Origin of the sequence: Capnocytophaga sp. oral taxon 412 str. F0487, from assembly GCF_000271925.1 — a bacterium.
Lineage (GTDB): Bacteria > Bacteroidota > Bacteroidia > Flavobacteriales > Flavobacteriaceae > Capnocytophaga > Capnocytophaga ochracea.
In genome coordinates this window covers 37,978-53,964 of record NZ_AJZR01000054.1, presented here as the reverse complement: position 1 = coordinate 53,964, position 15,987 = coordinate 37,978, and the positions used below count along the sequence as shown (strand labels likewise).

Annotated in this window: 14 protein-coding genes; 12 read left to right on the top strand and 2 right to left on the bottom strand. The window is 38.8% G+C overall.

From position 1 onward, the window contains the following. Window positions 1-134 precede the first annotated feature (134 nt). From HMPREF1321_RS09055 to ruvB, 7 genes are all read left to right on the top strand, one after another. Window positions 135-626, top strand: coding sequence for a F0F1 ATP synthase subunit B (locus HMPREF1321_RS09055; RefSeq protein ID WP_009418426.1), 492 nt, complete (start codon window positions 135-137; stop codon window positions 624-626). Window positions 627-633: 7 nt separating this feature from the next. Next, a complete protein-coding gene (atpH, locus tag HMPREF1321_RS09050) occupies window positions 634-1,182 on the top strand; it encodes an ATP synthase F1 subunit delta (protein WP_009422342.1) in 549 nt (182 codons plus the stop codon). A 97-nt stretch (window positions 1,183-1,279) separates the two neighbouring features. After that, window positions 1,280-2,860 (top strand): F0F1 ATP synthase subunit alpha, encoded by a 1,581-nt coding sequence (gene atpA, locus HMPREF1321_RS09045; protein ID WP_002671460.1) that lies wholly within the window; start codon window positions 1,280-1,282, stop codon window positions 2,858-2,860. 29 nt (window positions 2,861-2,889) lie between these two features. Then, window positions 2,890-3,603 (top strand): DUF1266 domain-containing protein, encoded by a 714-nt coding sequence (locus HMPREF1321_RS09040; RefSeq protein ID WP_009422340.1) that lies wholly within the window; start codon window positions 2,890-2,892, stop codon window positions 3,601-3,603. 36 nt (window positions 3,604-3,639) lie between these two features. Further along, a complete protein-coding gene (gene atpG, locus HMPREF1321_RS09035; protein ID WP_009422323.1) occupies window positions 3,640-4,503 on the top strand; it encodes an ATP synthase F1 subunit gamma in 864 nt (287 codons plus the stop codon). A gap of 40 nt (window positions 4,504-4,543) precedes the next feature. Further along, window positions 4,544-5,692: a pseudouridine synthase gene (locus HMPREF1321_RS11710; protein ID WP_009422295.1), complete on the top strand. Its 1,149-nt coding sequence runs from the start codon at window positions 4,544-4,546 to the stop codon at window positions 5,690-5,692. A 38-nt stretch (window positions 5,693-5,730) separates the two neighbouring features. After that, window positions 5,731-6,756 (top strand): Holliday junction branch migration DNA helicase RuvB, encoded by a 1,026-nt coding sequence (gene ruvB, locus HMPREF1321_RS09025; RefSeq protein WP_009418380.1) that lies wholly within the window; start codon window positions 5,731-5,733, stop codon window positions 6,754-6,756. A gap of 75 nt (window positions 6,757-6,831) precedes the next feature. Here the strand turns inward: ruvB and HMPREF1321_RS09020 are convergent, their stop codons facing one another. Beyond that, window positions 6,832-8,460, bottom strand: coding sequence for an acyl-CoA carboxylase subunit beta (locus HMPREF1321_RS09020; RefSeq protein WP_009422320.1), 1,629 nt, complete (start codon window positions 8,458-8,460; stop codon window positions 6,832-6,834). A 648-nt stretch (window positions 8,461-9,108) separates the two neighbouring features. Here HMPREF1321_RS09020 and HMPREF1321_RS09015 point away from each other — a divergent pair. The 5 genes from HMPREF1321_RS09015 to lipB all read left to right on the top strand — a co-directional run bounded on the left by HMPREF1321_RS09015 (window position 9,109) and on the right by lipB (window position 13,874). Next, on the top strand, window positions 9,109-10,131 hold the full coding sequence (locus HMPREF1321_RS09015) for an OmpA family protein (RefSeq protein WP_009422283.1): 1,023 nt from the start codon (window positions 9,109-9,111) through the stop codon (window positions 10,129-10,131). A 102-nt stretch (window positions 10,132-10,233) separates the two neighbouring features. Continuing rightward, window positions 10,234-11,232 carry a cellulase family glycosylhydrolase gene (locus HMPREF1321_RS09010; RefSeq protein ID WP_009422312.1) on the top strand — a complete coding sequence of 333 codons (999 nt, stop codon included), beginning with the start codon at window positions 10,234-10,236 and terminating at the stop codon, window positions 11,230-11,232. A 24-nt stretch (window positions 11,233-11,256) separates the two neighbouring features. After that, window positions 11,257-12,264, top strand: a complete 1,008-nt coding sequence (gene asnA, locus HMPREF1321_RS09005) for an aspartate--ammonia ligase (RefSeq protein WP_009422332.1) — start codon at window positions 11,257-11,259, stop codon at window positions 12,262-12,264. A 61-nt stretch (window positions 12,265-12,325) separates the two neighbouring features. Beyond that, the gene (locus HMPREF1321_RS09000; protein WP_009420053.1) at window positions 12,326-13,201 is read left to right on the top strand and encodes a neutral zinc metallopeptidase; all 876 of its coding nucleotides are present in this window, start codon (window positions 12,326-12,328) and stop codon (window positions 13,199-13,201) included. Continuing rightward, on the top strand, window positions 13,179-13,874 hold the full coding sequence (gene lipB / locus HMPREF1321_RS08995) for a lipoyl(octanoyl) transferase LipB (protein ID WP_009422319.1): 696 nt from the start codon (window positions 13,179-13,181) through the stop codon (window positions 13,872-13,874). Before HMPREF1321_RS09000 ends, lipB begins: the two co-directional genes overlap by 23 nt. A 63-nt stretch (window positions 13,875-13,937) precedes the next feature. On the opposite strand, the gene HMPREF1321_RS08990 is transcribed toward lipB, so the two are convergent. Further along, window positions 13,938-15,920, bottom strand: a complete 1,983-nt coding sequence (locus HMPREF1321_RS08990) for an OmpA family protein (protein ID WP_009422339.1) — start codon at window positions 15,918-15,920, stop codon at window positions 13,938-13,940. Window positions 15,921-15,987: the final 67 nt, after the last annotated feature.

The window sequence follows — 15,987 nt, the reverse complement described above, 5'->3', positions numbered from 1 at the left end:
CGGTTGGTTGCACAACGGTTTTATAAAATTAGGGCGTATGCCACTAATGGTGAATTGCCTTTTATCCCTACATAAAGGGACACAAAAGAGAATAAAATAATCATATTATTAAAGACTAAATAACAACTAAAGAAATGAATTTAGCACACCCCGAAAGTTTATTATTCTGGAATACTCTCATATTTCTGATATTGCTTTTCCTCTTAGCAAAATATGCTTGGAAGCCCATAATGAATGCGGTAAAGCAACGCGAAGACTCTATCAATAAGGCTTTGGAAGCTGCTGAAGAAGCTCAAAAACAAATGGCAAATCTCAAAGCCGATAATGAGCGTCTTTTAGCTGAAGCACGTGCCGAGAGAGATATAATCTTGAAAGAGGCAAGAGATGTTAAAGATAAAATCGTAACAGAAGCCAAAGAAGAAGCACAACGCGAAGGTGAAAAACTTATCAAGCAAGCGCAACAAGCGATTGACAGTGAGAAGAAAGTAGCCTTAGCACAGCTGAAAGACCAAGTAGCAGCTCTTTCTGTTGAAATGGCTCAGAAAGTGATGATGAGCGAACTCTCAGACGAGAAGAAACAAACTGCCCTCATCAACGATTATCTAAAAGGTGTTACGTTAAACTAAATAGGTTATGTACGGATTGAGAGTAGCAAATAGATATGCCAAGGCACTCTTGGAATACGCTCTTCTACAAAATGCATTAGAAGGGGTTTTCGCTGATATGACCTTGATAGATAAAACAATAAAAATGAATAAGGACTTGGAGCGTATGCTCATTTCGCCTATTGTGAAAACAACGGTAAAGAAGAATGTCCTTACTAAAATATTTACAATGGTTACTCCTGAAACGCAACGTTTGTTCGACTTGCTTATTCAGAACCGACGCTTGCCAATACTCGGAGCAGTAGCCGAGAAGTTTGTTGTATTGTACAACGATTATAAGCATAACAAAACAGCAGTAGTAACTACGGCAACTCCGCTTAATGAAGCTACCCGCAAAGAGATACTCGAAAAGGTAATGATGCTTACTAAAAATAAAAATGTCACCCTTGAGAACAAGGTAGATAAAAATATTATTGGGGGTTTTATTCTTCGTGTAGATGATGTGCAATACAACGCCAGTGTAGCGCATAAACTTAGCAGATTACAACAAGAGTTTCAAGAGAAACTGTTTCTGTAAGTAAGAGATGAATGGTAAGGAGAAAGAATTGTTTAAAGATTGATATAAATAAGACTGACAACTAAAAACTAACAACTAAGAAATAAAAACTGAAAAAATGGCAGAAATAAAAGCCGCTGAAATTTCAGCAATTTTAAAAGAACAATTAGCTCACTTCGACGCCAATGCTTCTTTAGAAGAAGTAGGAACGGTATTACAAGTGGGAGACGGTATTGCGCGTATCTTCGGACTATCAAATGCGCAATATGGTGAATTAGTGAAATTTGACAACGGACTACAAGGGATTGTCCTCAACCTCGAAGAAGACAACGTAGGGATTACCCTCTTAGGACCGTCAACCGATATTAAAGAAGGGGATACCATAAAACGTACAGGGCTTATTGCCTCTATCAATGTAGGTGAAGGCATCGTAGGGCGTGTGGTAAATACCTTAGGACAACCTATTGATGGAAAAGGACCTATTACCGGCAAACTATACGAAATGCCTTTGGAACGCAAAGCCCCTGGGGTAATCTTCCGTCAGCCTGTAAACGAACCTCTACAAACAGGTATCAAGGCTATCGACGCAATGATTCCTATCGGTCGCGGACAACGTGAGTTAGTGATTGGTGACCGCCAAACGGGTAAAACTACCGTGTGTATCGACACTATCCTCAACCAAAAAGAATTCTACGATGCGGGCAAACCAGTATATTGTATCTATGTGGCTATTGGTCAGAAAGCTTCTACCGTAGCAGGTATCACTAAAACCTTAGAAGATGCAGGTGCTTTGGCTTATACTACCATTGTAGCAGCTAATGCTTCCGATCCTGCTCCTATGCAGGTATATGCACCTTTCGCAGGAGCTGCTATTGGGGAATACTTCCGTGATACAGGTCGCCCAGCTCTTATTATCTACGACGACCTTTCTAAACAAGCGGTAGCTTACCGTGAGGTATCACTTCTATTACGCCGCCCACCTGGACGTGAAGCTTACCCTGGTGACGTGTTCTACTTGCACTCTCGCTTATTAGAGCGCGCTGCCAAAGTAATTAATGATGATACTATCGCACGCCAGATGAACGACCTACCCGAAAGCATTGCACCACTCGTAAAAGGGGGAGGTTCTCTCACTGCCTTGCCAATCATCGAAACTCAAGCGGGTGACGTATCAGCCTATATCCCTACTAACGTGATTTCTATTACTGACGGACAGATATTCTTGGAGTCTGATTTGTTCAACTCAGGGGTACGTCCAGCTATCAACGTGGGTATTTCGGTATCGCGTGTAGGAGGTTCAGCACAGATTAAATCGATGAAGAAAGTAGCGGGTACCCTCAAATTAGACCAAGCACAATACCGAGAACTCGAAGCTTTTGCTAAATTCGGCTCTGACCTCGATGCAGCTACTATGGGAGTTATCGAAAAAGGGAAACGCAATGTGGAAATCTTAAAACAACCACAAAACGACCCTTACCCCGTAGAAAACCAAATTGCGATTATCTATGCAGGTTCTAAAAACTTATTGAGACAAGTGCCTGTGGACAAGATAAAAGAATTTGAGAGAGAATATTTAGAGTTCCTCAATGTATCCCATCGTGACATTTTAGACGAGCTAAAAGCTGGCAAACTCACTGATGAGATTACAGCTACTCTCGAAAAAGTAGCAAAAGATTTGAGTGAAAAATACGCGAAATAGTAAATACATCTTTTTAAACATTTATTCTTATGAGTGTTATTATATGGGTAATTATTGGAGCCGTCTTTTTATTTGCGCTAAAGATTTATGTAAACAAAGTTTATACAAAAAAACATTTGCAAAAACAAATAGGGCACATCAATCAAAACCCTTTAACAGAGGAACAGATACGATTGCTTACTTTTGGGGCGATACTAACGTATTACCGTGGTGAAAATCTACTAAACCTGATACCTACTGAAATATTAGAAACATATCAGAAAGGATTACGTCGACAATGGGAAATAACAGATACAGCATCTGCTAAAGAAACTATAAGTAACTTATTGGCAGAGAAACGTTCGTTACAGTTCCGACATCTGCTAACGCAAACCTCACCTGAGCTTAGCAAAATACAGAAACAAATAGCCAAAGGGTTGGAGATAGAATTAGCACAAGTAGAAGCAGTAAAATCGGCTTATGCGTGGGATTTGTGTAGAGCAGCTTCTTTGGCTAAATGGTGTTATTGGTGCCAATATATCACAGAAACTGAAATGTGGGATATATTGCAAAAAGTATCAGAAATAGCAAAAGAACAAGGTAAGAATTGGCAAGAATATACCATATCTTTCCTTTTAGGACGTACTATTCAGGGTTTTGATTTGGAAAACCTTATTATTCTAACCTCTCAGCTATTCCATAGCAAATCACCTTCATTAAGGAAGATAGAAGGAATAGATGTTTATCAAAGGTATTCTTTTTAACAGCAATGATAAAATTGCTAACTGTTAATTCATAAAATGGCAAATTTAAAAGAAATACGAAGCAGAATTTCATCGGTAAGTTCAACGATGCAAATTACAGCAGCGATGAAAATGGTATCGGCAGCCAAACTGAAAAAGGCTCAAGATGCTATTGTAGCGATGAAGCCTTATGCTTATAAACTCAAGCAGTTGTTAGAACACCTTAGCGCTGCCTTGGGTGATGAGAATGTTTATAATCCGCGCAAAGGAAAAGTAAGAAAAGTACTTTTGGTACCTATCACCTCCAATAGAGGACTCTGCGGGGCGTTCAATGCCAGCGTGATTAAAAAAGCGTTAGAGTTAGAACAAACTACCTATAAAGACAAGCAGGTGCGACTCTACACCATAGGTAAAAAAGGCAATGATGTGCTGAAAAAATACGACAATATTATAGCTCATAACAGCGAGATTTTCGATAAGCTCACCTTTGCTACAGCTGCTGCTTTGGCTGAAGAACTAATGGAATTGTACACTTCGGGTAAATATGACCAGATAGTATTGGTGTACAACAGCTTTAAGAATGCAGCTACTCAAATCCTTACAGAAGAAACTTTTTTGCCTATTCAGCCTATAGCGACTAAAGCAAAAGGCAAAGAACTAAACACAAATTATATTTATGAGCCTTCTAAGCAAGAGATCGTAGAAGAACTCATTCCGCGTTCGCTAAAAACAGAAATTTTCAAAGCCTTACGCGACTCAGTAGCTGCTGAGCACGGTGCTCGTATGACAGCTATGCACAAGGCTACCGACAATGCCCAAGACCTTAAGAACGAACTCATACTCACCTACAACAAAGCCCGTCAGGCTACTATTACTGGTGAGATTATAGAAATTGTAGGAGGTTCAGAAGCCTTAGCATAATGTAATGCGTCGGCATACATAATAGAGAGATTTAATTTATATGGAAAACAAAAAATTTAATAATTACAAGAAGAATAGCTATTCCTCTAATGGGAATTCAGAGAAAAAGCCTTACAATTCTTCTTATAACAGCGGTAACAATCGCAACAACAACGGCAATAGTTCATTCAAAAAGAAAACTTACGGACAGAACGAAGGACGCAGTTACAGCAATAACAGTGGCAACCGTTATGAAAATAATAACGGTAATCGTTATGAAAATAACGGTGGCAATCGTTACAACAATAGTAACGAAAACAGAAAATCTTACAATCCTAACTTCAAAAAGAACGAGGGATATAACAAGTCTAACAACTACAACCGTAATGAAGGTTATAACCGAAACGATAATTATAAAAAACCTTTCAATAAAAAACCTTATAACAATACCTACAAACCTCAAAACAATGCTCCTATAGACTATCCTACTACCACTCCAGCTGAAGTGCGCTTGAACAAATTCATCGCCGATGCAGGTATCTGCTCACGTCGTAATGCCGATATGTACATTTCCGCAGGTAATGTAACGGTGAATGGTGAAGTAATGACCACGCTCGGCTATCGCGTAAAGCCTACCGATGAAGTTCGTTTTGATGGAAAACTCCTTTCTTCTGAAAAGAAAGAATACATCTTGCTCAACAAACCCAAAGGTTTTATCACCACTACCAACGATGAGAAAGGACGCAAAACTGTAATGGATTTGGTCGCAAATGCTACTAATGTACGCATCTTGCCTGTAGGTCGTTTAGACAGAGCTACTACAGGTTTGTTATTGCTTACGAATGATGGAGAACTTACCAAAAAACTCACTCACCCCACTCACGGTGTGCGCAAAATATACCACGTAATTCTCGACCGCAAACTCGACTACAAAGACTTTATGAAGGTACAAGATGGCTTGGAGTTAGAGGACGGTTTAATCGAAGTAGATGAAATCAGCTATGTGAACGACAAACCTAAGAATGAAATAGGCATCAAAATTCACAGTGGTCGCAATCGCATTGTACGTCGTATTTTTGAACACTTGGGCTATCAAGTAGAAAAACTCGACCGTGTAGTATTTGCTGGGCTTACTAAAAAAGATTTACCTCGGGGTCATTGGCGTCGTCTCACTCAGCAAGAAGTAATCAATCTTCGCAATATGAAGTGATACTATCTCCTAACTCGTATTACCTAAATCCTAAAATCTTGAATAAAAACTTAGACCCAAATAAAGAAAATTATTCGGCGCAAGAACTCGATATAGAAAGAGCCTTGCGCCCTTTGTCGTTTGATGATTTTGCAGGACAAGAAGCAGTTTTAGAAAACCTAAAAGTATTCGTAAAAGCTGCTAATATGCGTCACGAAGCACTCGACCATACCCTTTTTCACGGACCTCCTGGACTTGGAAAGACTACCCTCGCTCATATTTTAGCTAACGAATTGGGCGTAGGTATCAAAATTACTTCAGGTCCTGTGCTTGATAAACCTGGTGATTTGGCAGGATTACTCACTAATTTGCAAGAGCGTGATGTGCTTTTTATCGACGAGATACACCGCTTGAGTCCAGTAGTAGAAGAGTATCTCTACTCGGCTATGGAGGACTACAAGATTGATATAATGATAGAATCAGGTCCTAACGCCCGCACAGTGCAAATCAATCTCAATCCATTTACACTTATAGGGGCGACTACCCGTTCAGGGCTACTTACAGCTCCTATGCGTGCACGTTTTGGCATTCAAAGTCGATTGCAGTATTATTCTACCGAACTTTTAGCAGATATCGTTCAGCGCAGTGCTTCTATCCTTAAAGTACCTATTTCTATGGAAGCTGCTATAGAATTAGCGAGCAGAAGTAGAGGTACCCCGCGTATTGCGAATGCTCTTTTGCGCCGTATTCGTGACTTTGCTCAGATAAAAGGCAATGGTGAAATAAATATTGCTATTACCCGCTTCGGACTTAAAGCCTTAAATGTAGACGCACACGGATTAGACGAGATGGACAACAAAATTCTCTCAACCCTTATTGATAAGTTCAAAGGAGGGCCTGTGGGAATTACCACTTTGGCGACTGCCGTTTCCGAAAGTGCTGAGACTATTGAAGAGGTGTATGAACCTTTCCTCATTCAAGAAGGATTTATCGTGCGTACTCCTCGCGGACGCGAAGTAACCGATTTAGCTTATAAACACTTAGGTAGAGTGAATCCTGCAAGGCAAGGCACTTTATTTGATTAAACAAATAACAATTAGATAGAAAAAATCCCTTAAAGTATGATGTTACTTTAAGGGATTTTTTATTGTTTATCTATTTTATACTTGTATCACACCCAAATTAAACGCTCTTTCGATGGGGGCGTTGTTGGCAGCTTCTATACCCATTGCTATCCATTGGCGGGTTTCTAATGGGTCTATAATAGCATCCGTCCAAAGGCGTGCGGCAGCATAGTAGGGTGATATTTGCTCGTCGTATTGCTCTTTGATATGAGCAAAAAGCACGGCTTCTTTTTCAGGGGTAAGTTCCTCTCCTTTTTTTCTTAGGTTGGCAGTTTCTATCTGCAAGAGTACTTTAGCAGCTTGCGTACCTCCCATTACCGAGATATTTCCACTGTGCCACGATACGATAAGACGCGGGTCGTAAGCTTTACCGCACATTGCGTAGTTACCAGCCCCATACGAGTTGCCTATCACGACCGTAAATTTAGGCACTACCGAATTAGCAACCGCATTCACAAGTTTAGCCCCATCTTTGATGATCCCTCCGTGCTCTGATTTGGAGCCTACCATAAAACCGGTAACATCTTGCAAGAAGAGCAAGGGAATTTTCTTTTGGTTGCAATTGGCTATAAAGCGAGTCGCCTTGTCGGCACTGTCAGAGTAGATTACTCCCCCAAACTGCATTTCCCCTTTCTTAGTTTTTACCACTTTGCGCTGGTTGGCAACAATGCCTACTGCCCAACCCTCAATACGTGCATAGCCGGTGAGAATGGTTTGTCCGTACCCTTCTTTATATTCGTCAAATTCTGAATTGTCTACCAATCGAAGGATAATTTCCTTCATATCATAAGGCTCTGTGCGCAATTTAGGCAAGATACCGTAAATTTCGTTAGGGTCTTTCAGCGGTTTATGAGCTTCAATGCGGTTAAAGCCGGCTTTTTCGGCATCGGCGAGTTTAGCCATTGTACGGCGTACACGGTCGAGAGCGTCTTTATCATCGGTTGCCTTGTAGTCGGTCACCCCGCTAATTTCACAATGGGTAGTTGCCCCACCTAAGGTTTCATTGTCGATGTTTTCGCCTATCGCTGCCTTCACTAAATAGCTACCTGCCAAAAAAATACTGCCCGTTTTATCTACTATCAGTGCCTCATCGCTCATTATTGGTAGGTAAGCCCCACCCGCCACACAACTGCCCATTACTACGGCTATTTGAGTGATGCCCATACTACTCATCAGGGCGTTGTTGCGAAAGATGCGACCAAAGTGTTCCTTATCGGGAAAAATCTCGTCCTGCAAAGGCAAGTACACCCCTGCACTATCCACCAAATAGATGATAGGTAATCGGTTCTCCATTGCAATTTCTTGAGCGCGTAGGTTTTTTTTGGCAGTAATAGGAAACCACGCTCCCGCCTTTACAGTAGCGTCGTTAGCTACTACTACGCATTGTTTACCAGCTACATAGCCTATCACCACCACTACACCAGCCGAGGGGCAGCCGCCGTGTTCTTCGTACATTCCCTCACCGGCAAAAGCGCCTATTTCTATTTGGGGTTTATCGTTGTCTAACAGATACTCTATGCGTTCACGAGCCGATAGTTTACCTTGACTGTGAAGCTTTTCGAGGTTCTTTTTGCCCCCGCCTTCTTTTACTTTTTTCAAGCGTTTGCGTAGCTGACTAAGGGCTAATTTATTGTAATCTTCGTTTGTATTGAATTGAATGTCCATTGTAATGTTATGAGGGTGCAAAGGTAGGAAATAATTATGAATTACAAATGATGAATAATAAGTAACAAAATAATACAGAAAATGAATCGTATAGACCTTTTGTATTTTTACATCAGTTCAATATAACAAAGTAGTACTCTTCAATCACTTTTGCGTTGCTACAATCTCTCCCAGAAAGCAGGTCGATTTCGTTTTTCATCACTTTTCTTTCGCCAAAACCTCTTTTCATCCTTCACTTTTAACCATTCACTATCAACTACTTATATACCCTTTCTATACCAATCTTCCAAGATTCGTATAAGCTTCCTATAAGCTCTCTATAAGCTAAGCATACCCATTTACCCCTCATTTTTCACTTTTTAGCCAATTTACTCCTTCCGAACCTCTCCGAAATCTTTCGATAATCCAACTCTCTCAGCTTGCTAACTTAATCACCTGGATAGCTCGCACTGTCCATTATACCACAACTGCCCGTACAGCTTACACTTAATCTGCTAATCAAAAAAATTGGCACTAATTTTGTAAAGGTAGAAATAAGGTATAAGTTACCTAACTCTAACTAAGAGAGAAATTGTTAAAAATGTTAAATTAAAAAGGAAAACTGTACAACTTTTAAGAAGTTTTTGTACATTTGTGCCTTAATTTGAAATGAAAAATATGAAGATAAAAGTATTATTTGCCCTATTCTTAGGAGGTTGCTCCTTAGGTTTTTCACAAATAAGAGTTTCTCCTGTCGAAATTTATAACACAGTAGTAGATAGAGGATATGAAATACAAGAAGTTGTAGAACGATTAGGCGATTATTACTATGCTAGTAAAGATTATCCTAAAGCGTTCCATTGGTATGAAAAACTGATGAAAGACGGCAACTACTCTCCCCAACCCATCAACCGTTACCGCTATGCAGTGGTATTGCAAGCCTTAGGTAAAAAAGACGAAGCTAAAAAACAATTTAATCTATTTGAGGTACTCACAAAAAAAGGTGACGCTCCTCAAACTAACCCTACACCAGATTGCTCTCGTGAAATTATAGGCACTGTAACCGATGCCGAAACAGGTGCCAAGATTTCTGGTGCTCAAGTTTTTATATTCGATAGTGCTATGGGAGCTCTTTCCAGCAATACAACTGATAGTAAAGGCTCTTTTACTACCAAAAAACTGAACTGTAACTTCCAAAATGGCTTTGTGGAAATCGTAAAAAAAGATTATGATATTGCCGATGTTCCTATCGTTTTTGAGAACAATAACACTCTCAAAAAAACAATATCATTAGCCCCTCACACAATAAGCCTTAACGAGGGCGATGATTTAGCCCCTGTTTTTGCCATTGATAATATTCATTTCAACTACGGAAGAACCAATATCCGATATGACGCCTCTGTGCAATTAGCCAAAATTGTGGCTTTCTTGGAAGCCAATCCTACTGTAAAGATAGCAATTAAAGTGCACACCGATAGCCGAGGAGAAGACGGTTACAATATGAACCTCACCGAAACTCAAGCACAATCTATCTATCAATGGCTTGTAAGCAAAGGTATTTCTCCTAACCGATTAACTGCCAAAGGTTATGGCGAAACGCAATTGGTAAATGGTTGCGAAAACGGAGTACCTTGTAGCGAAGAAGAACACCAAGCCAATAAACGCGTAGAATTTATTATTATCGAAAAATAAAATACTTTTTTCATTAATTTTCATAGCTTCTACACTTTGTTAAACAGCAAGTTTAGCAAAGTGTAGTTTCTTTGATTTTAAAATTAAAAAAACTTACACAATATGAAAGGAAAATATTTACTCCTATTTTTTGTTTTACTAATCGCTTGTAAAGACGAAAAATCAAATCCTGAAAACAAAGAACCAAAAGCAGGAGTAGGATTAAGAATTGCTACTGCTTATGGAGCTCCTAATGTCGATAAATGGATTGCTAATGCTAAAGCTATGGGTATTAATTGTATGCGATTGACTGATATGATACAAAAAGATAAAGGTCATTTGCAAGATTTAACCAGTGACCCCGAGCATAAGTTTGACGAAATGGATAAGAAAGTAGCCAAAATAGTCGCCAGCGGTATGACTTATGTTTTAGATTTATCCTACATACGAAATCAACTCATAAAAGAAGGTATCAACCCTTATTCACCTTCTACCGATTGGACTCCGTATTTAGAAGTTGTTTTAAACAGAACCCCCATAAAGGGATATACTTATAAAAACGACCCTCACCTTGCTTTCATAGCCATAGCAGGCGAGCCTTTTAGTAAATACAGTGATAATCCAATAGAGAAAGCGGGTAATAAAGCTAATCTCATTGCCTTCTATAAACGGTTAGCCCTTCAGTTGAGGAAAATGGGAGTAACTCGCCCTATTTCAGCAGGTGGGTTTCTTCATCAAGGCAAAGACGGCTGGGGTACCGATGCCGATTTAGGTTTTAAAGAAATATGGTCGTTGCCCGAGATTGATATCCCCACCATACACGTATACGACGACGACGCTATTAATAGTATTCCCCAATTAGTTGCCTTTTGCCATAGCATTGGTAAACCTTTGGTTATTGAGGAAACAGGAAAAGAATACAAAGGAAATGATGCTGAGAGAGCTAAATGGTTTGAGAAGATTGCCTCCAAAATTAAAGACTCTAAAGCCTTCCCTGATGGTATAGGTTTGTGGAATATAGGCGAAATGAATGGTTATGATGTTCGTGCCGATGAACACCCTATAACTACCAAAGCAGTACGAGAACTAATGCTATTAACTCAAAGCAAGCTACTAAATTAACAAACAGCTTATTATCGTCTGATTATGACTATTATTATCCCTAAGAACTACTCAACTCCCTACGGAATAATGGATACCGAGCGAGCTATAAAACTAATCAAAGACTCTTTTGAGCAGGCTTTGGCGCGTGCTTTAAACCTCACACGTATTTCGGCTCCTTTATTTGTGAAGCGTTCCACAGGCCTTAATGATAACCTCAACGGAATAGAACGCCCTGTTAGCTTCGAAATGAAAGATTACAAAGGTGAAGTGATAGAAATTATCCATTCGCTTGCTAAATGGAAACGTTTAGCCCTGAAACGTTATGGTATTACAGCAGGCGAAGGCATTTATACTGATATGAATGCTATCCGTAGAGATGAAGAATTAGATAATACCCATTCTATTTATGTAGACCAATGGGATTGGGAAAAAGTGATAAGTCCCTCTCAGCGCACTTTATCTTATCTCAAACAAACCGTAAAACAGCTATATAATGCCTTTCTTGAAACAGAAGCGCTTTTAGTAAAAGAATATAACAAGTGTAAGGTTTTTCTACCTCGTGAAGTAACATTTATAAGTTCACAAGAATTAGAAGATATGTATCCTAACTTATCACCTTCTGAACGCGAACATAATTTCACCAAAGAAAAAGGAGCTATTTTTATTACTCAAATAGGCAAAACACTTCTTTCAGGAAAAAAACACGACAATAGAGCCCCCGATTATGACGATTGGGAACTCAATGGCGACCTTATTATTTGGAATCCTGTACTAAACAGCGCTTTAGAACTTTCTTCAATGGGTATTCGAGTAAACGAAGCCTCTCTACATTCTCAACTGAAAGCTTCAAAATCAGAAGAACGCGAGAAGTTAGAATATCATCAGATGCTATTACGCGGTGAATTACCCTTAACTATTGGGGGAGGTATCGGTCAATCTCGTATCTGTATGCTACTCTTGCAAAAAGCTCATATCGGTGAAGTACAAGCATCCATATGGACAGATGATATGGTTCAGTTATGCGATAAGAACGGAATTCATTTATTGTAAACGGATATTGTACATATTGAGAAAAGATGTATCTTTGCACCAAAATATAACAAGATAAACTATGAAATGGGAAGGAAGAAGACAAAGTAGCAATGTAGACGACCGTCGCGGAATAAGTGCTAAAGGTGGTCTTATAGCAGGCGGCGGTATCGTAGGTATCATCGTAGTATTGTTACAACTCTTTGGAGGCGAAACAGGACAACAAGTAGCCTCTGTAGTAAGTCAAGTAGCAGGTGGTAACCAAACTCAACAAGCGGTAGAACGCGTAGAACTTACTGCCGAACAAAAGAAAATAGGTGAATTTACCGCTACAGTACTCGCCGATACCGAAGATGTATGGGATAAAATATTTGCTCAAAATGGCTTAGGAACCTATAAGAAACCTACCTTGGTACTCTTTACTGCTAATGTAAATACAGGCTGTGGAACTGCCTCTTCTGCAGTAGGTCCATTCTATTGTCCTGCTGACCAAAAACTCTATATGGATATGGATTTCTTTGAAGAACTCAAAACACGCTTCGGAGCTAAAGGTGGGGACTTCGCTATTGCCTACGTAATGGCACACGAGGTAGGGCATCATATCCAAACACTTTTAGGTACTTCGCAACAAGTACGCCAAAAACAACAAGGGCTCTCCAAAGCAGCTGCCAATAAATGGTCGGTAGCACAAGAATTACAAGCCGATTTCTATGCGGGAGTATGGGCACATCACAACCAAAAATATTTAGATGCCGATGATATTGACGAAGCTCTTAGTGCGGCTAACGCTGTAGGTGATGACGCTATACAAAAACGTATGCAAGGACACGTAGTACCTGATTCTTTCACTCACGGTACTTCTGAACAACGCAAATATTGGTTTACCAAAGGGTACAATACTGGAGATATCCGTCAGGGTAATATTCAAACTATTTATGAACAAACAAGTAATCGTTAAGGATTTAGGTAATAAAGACTACAAAGAAACGTGGGACTACCAAGAGTCGCTGTTTGAAGAAATAGTCGCGCAAAAAACAAATAACAAAGCTAATGGCACAACCTTGCCTACTACTAATTATTTCCTTTTTGTAGAACATCCTCACGTATATACACTTGGCAAAAGCGGTCATATAGAGAATCTGCTCATCGATGAAGAAGGACTAAAAAATAAAGGAGCTACTTTTTACAAAATCAATCGTGGTGGAGATATCACCTATCACGGACCTGGACAAATTGTGGGTTATCCTATCTTAGATTTAGAAAACTTTTTCACCGATATTCACAAATATTTGCGTTCTTTAGAAGAAGTGATTATCCGTACTCTTTCCGATTATGGTCTCAAAGGCGAACGCAGTGAAGGTGAGACAGGGGTTTGGCTTGATGTAGGAACGCCTTTTGCTCGTAAAATTTGCGCAATGGGAGTCCGTTGTTCTCGTTGGGTAACAATGCACGGTTTTGCCCTAAATGTAAATACTGATTTAGGCTATTTTGATAATATCATCCCTTGTGGTATTCGCGGTAAAGCAGTAACGTCCCTAAATGTAGAATTAGCAAAAGATAAGGTGGATACTCAAGAAGTAAAACAACGTATCCTAACTCATTTTAAAGAAATCTTTGAAGCAACATTATAAAGAATAAAAAAGGGAGGTATCAAAATGATAACCTCCCTCCTATTTTATAGAAATATTCTTTTCTTACATTGATATAATAATAAATTCACTACGACGGTTTGCTTGATGCTGTTCTTCAGTACAGGGTACTCCATTTGAGCAACCATTTACTAATTGCGTTTCTCCATATCCCTTACCCGTAATCCTATCTTTGTGAATACCGTGAGCTATAAGCCACTTAATAGTTGATTTTGCACGTCTTTGTGACAAAGCTAAGTTATAGCTATCAGAACCTCTACTATCAGTATGCAAGCGCACATCTATTTTCATAGTAGGGTATTCTTCCATTACTTTTACTATTTTAGCCAACTGTTCAGCTGCATCAGGACGAATATTAGCTTTATCATAGTCGAAGTATATATTATCTATTTTTAATTCCTTTGATAAATCATCTCCTATTTTTATAGGTTTCTTCTCAACAATAGGAGATAACAATACTTCAGCATACGCGTCTTTTAATCCTGTTAAAGTAATATTTTGTTCGTCAGAAGAAAAACCTTCCCTTATTGTTTTAATTATTAGCTGTTCATCTTTGCAATTGGAAGTATAAAGAAAACTAAAAGACCCCTCCTTATTCGAGATTTGTTCTTCTATTAACTTCAATGACTTATCTAATAAAGTAATTTTAGCATCTGCTATTACTTCTAAACTTTTTGCATTTTTAACAACCCCATTAATGGCTTGTTTGCACGAGAACTGTACTGGGGCTTCTTCATAAAAACTATAAATATCATCACTTCCTTTACCTCCTGGTCTGTTTGAAGTAAGATAACCTATTTTAGTATGAGTGTTAATTACATAACAGAAATCATCTTCAGCACTATTGGCTGGGCGACCTACATTCACAGGTTTAGAAATAGGATTGTCTTCCTCATCTAATTTTACGGCATAAATATCTAATCCACCTAAACCTGGAAAACCATCTGATGAATAATACAATATGTTATCATCTGAAACAAATGGGAAAGACTCTCTACCTTGTGTATTGATAAGTGCTCCTAAATTCTCTGGCTTCCCATAACCGTTTTTCAGTATTTTAGCACGATAAATATCCGATGCTCCAATAGTACCTTTCATATCCGATGCAAAATAAATATATTTACCATCAGGACTTAAAGCAGGGTGAGCTACACTATGAATATTACTATTAAAAGGCATTTCTTTTACATCTTCCCACTTACCGCTCTTATTTTTGGTAGCTTTAAATATCTTCAACAATACTGTTTCGTCCCCATTAGTCTTTACTTCATTATGGATAAAGTTATTACGAGTAAAATAAACCGTATTTCCATCTTTGCTAAACGCAGCTGTCGATTCGTTAAACTTAGTATTGATACCATTGAGCTTTCCTTTCTTAAAAACTTGCAAGCTATCGGTAGTTGCCTCATACAAACTATAAAAATTATCTCCTGTCCAATCTGCACGCTTCTTTAAGATACCACCTTTGCTAGTAGCATATACTATATTATTACCATAAAAAGCTGTCCCATACTCTGATTTATTAGTATTAATCTGCAAGGGGTGTAATACCATTCTATCAGAATTCCGCTTAATTTCTGCCTGATAATCTCTGTTCTTTTGAAAGAGTACTGCACGCGAATCACTATTCCCTTTAAGAGCCACAAACTTATCCATCATTTTGTCAGAAGCTTCATAATCTTCCACTGATTTTAAAGTTTGCGCATAACGATAGTAATATTCAGGATTAATATTATAAGGTTTTCCTGTCTTAACATCAGTATTTGCAAAGAGTTTTGCATACCACTTATTCGCTTGTTTGTAATCGGCATTATAGTAGTAAGCATTAGCCAAATTTTCTAATAGCTCTTGGGGTTCTACTCCTTTACGGGCAATACTTTCATAGGCATTAATAGCCTGTACATAATCCAAGTTCTTGTAATAGTTAGCTGCTTTCTGTAAAGCTTCTTTTTCACTTTGTCCACAAATAGTTTGTGTGAAAGTACTTACAAGAATGGCTAATAAATAGAAAGGTATTTGTTTCTTCATAAATCAATAAAAGGAAAAAATTATAAAAAAGAAGGTTTGTAATATCAACTGGGTAAATAGAAAAATA

What these genes read in the sequence shown, in the direction of transcription:
- lipB (WP_009422319.1), top strand. Translation starts at nt 13,179, where the DNA reads ATGAACAAACAAGTAATCGTTAAGGATTTAGGTAATAAAGACTACAAA.
- atpG (WP_009422323.1), top strand. Translation starts at nt 3,640, where the DNA reads ATGGCAAATTTAAAAGAAATACGAAGCAGAATTTCATCGGTAAGTTCA.
- HMPREF1321_RS09015 (WP_009422283.1), top strand. Translation starts at nt 9,109, where the DNA reads ATGAAAAATATGAAGATAAAAGTATTATTTGCCCTATTCTTAGGAGGT.
- asnA (WP_009422332.1), top strand. Translation starts at nt 11,257, where the DNA reads ATGACTATTATTATCCCTAAGAACTACTCAACTCCCTACGGAATAATG.
- HMPREF1321_RS09000 (WP_009420053.1), top strand. Translation starts at nt 12,326, where the DNA reads ATGAAATGGGAAGGAAGAAGACAAAGTAGCAATGTAGACGACCGTCGC.
- atpH (WP_009422342.1), top strand. Translation starts at nt 634, where the DNA reads ATGTACGGATTGAGAGTAGCAAATAGATATGCCAAGGCACTCTTGGAA.
- HMPREF1321_RS09055 (WP_009418426.1), top strand. Translation starts at nt 135, where the DNA reads ATGAATTTAGCACACCCCGAAAGTTTATTATTCTGGAATACTCTCATA.
- HMPREF1321_RS08990 (WP_009422339.1), bottom strand. Translation starts at nt 15,920, where the DNA reads ATGAAGAAACAAATACCTTTCTATTTATTAGCCATTCTTGTAAGTACT.
- HMPREF1321_RS09020 (WP_009422320.1), bottom strand. Translation starts at nt 8,460, where the DNA reads ATGGACATTCAATTCAATACAAACGAAGATTACAATAAATTAGCCCTT.
- HMPREF1321_RS09010 (WP_009422312.1), top strand. Translation starts at nt 10,234, where the DNA reads ATGAAAGGAAAATATTTACTCCTATTTTTTGTTTTACTAATCGCTTGT.
- HMPREF1321_RS09040 (WP_009422340.1), top strand. Translation starts at nt 2,890, where the DNA reads ATGAGTGTTATTATATGGGTAATTATTGGAGCCGTCTTTTTATTTGCG.
- atpA (WP_002671460.1), top strand. Translation starts at nt 1,280, where the DNA reads ATGGCAGAAATAAAAGCCGCTGAAATTTCAGCAATTTTAAAAGAACAA.
- HMPREF1321_RS11710 (WP_009422295.1), top strand. Translation starts at nt 4,544, where the DNA reads ATGGAAAACAAAAAATTTAATAATTACAAGAAGAATAGCTATTCCTCT.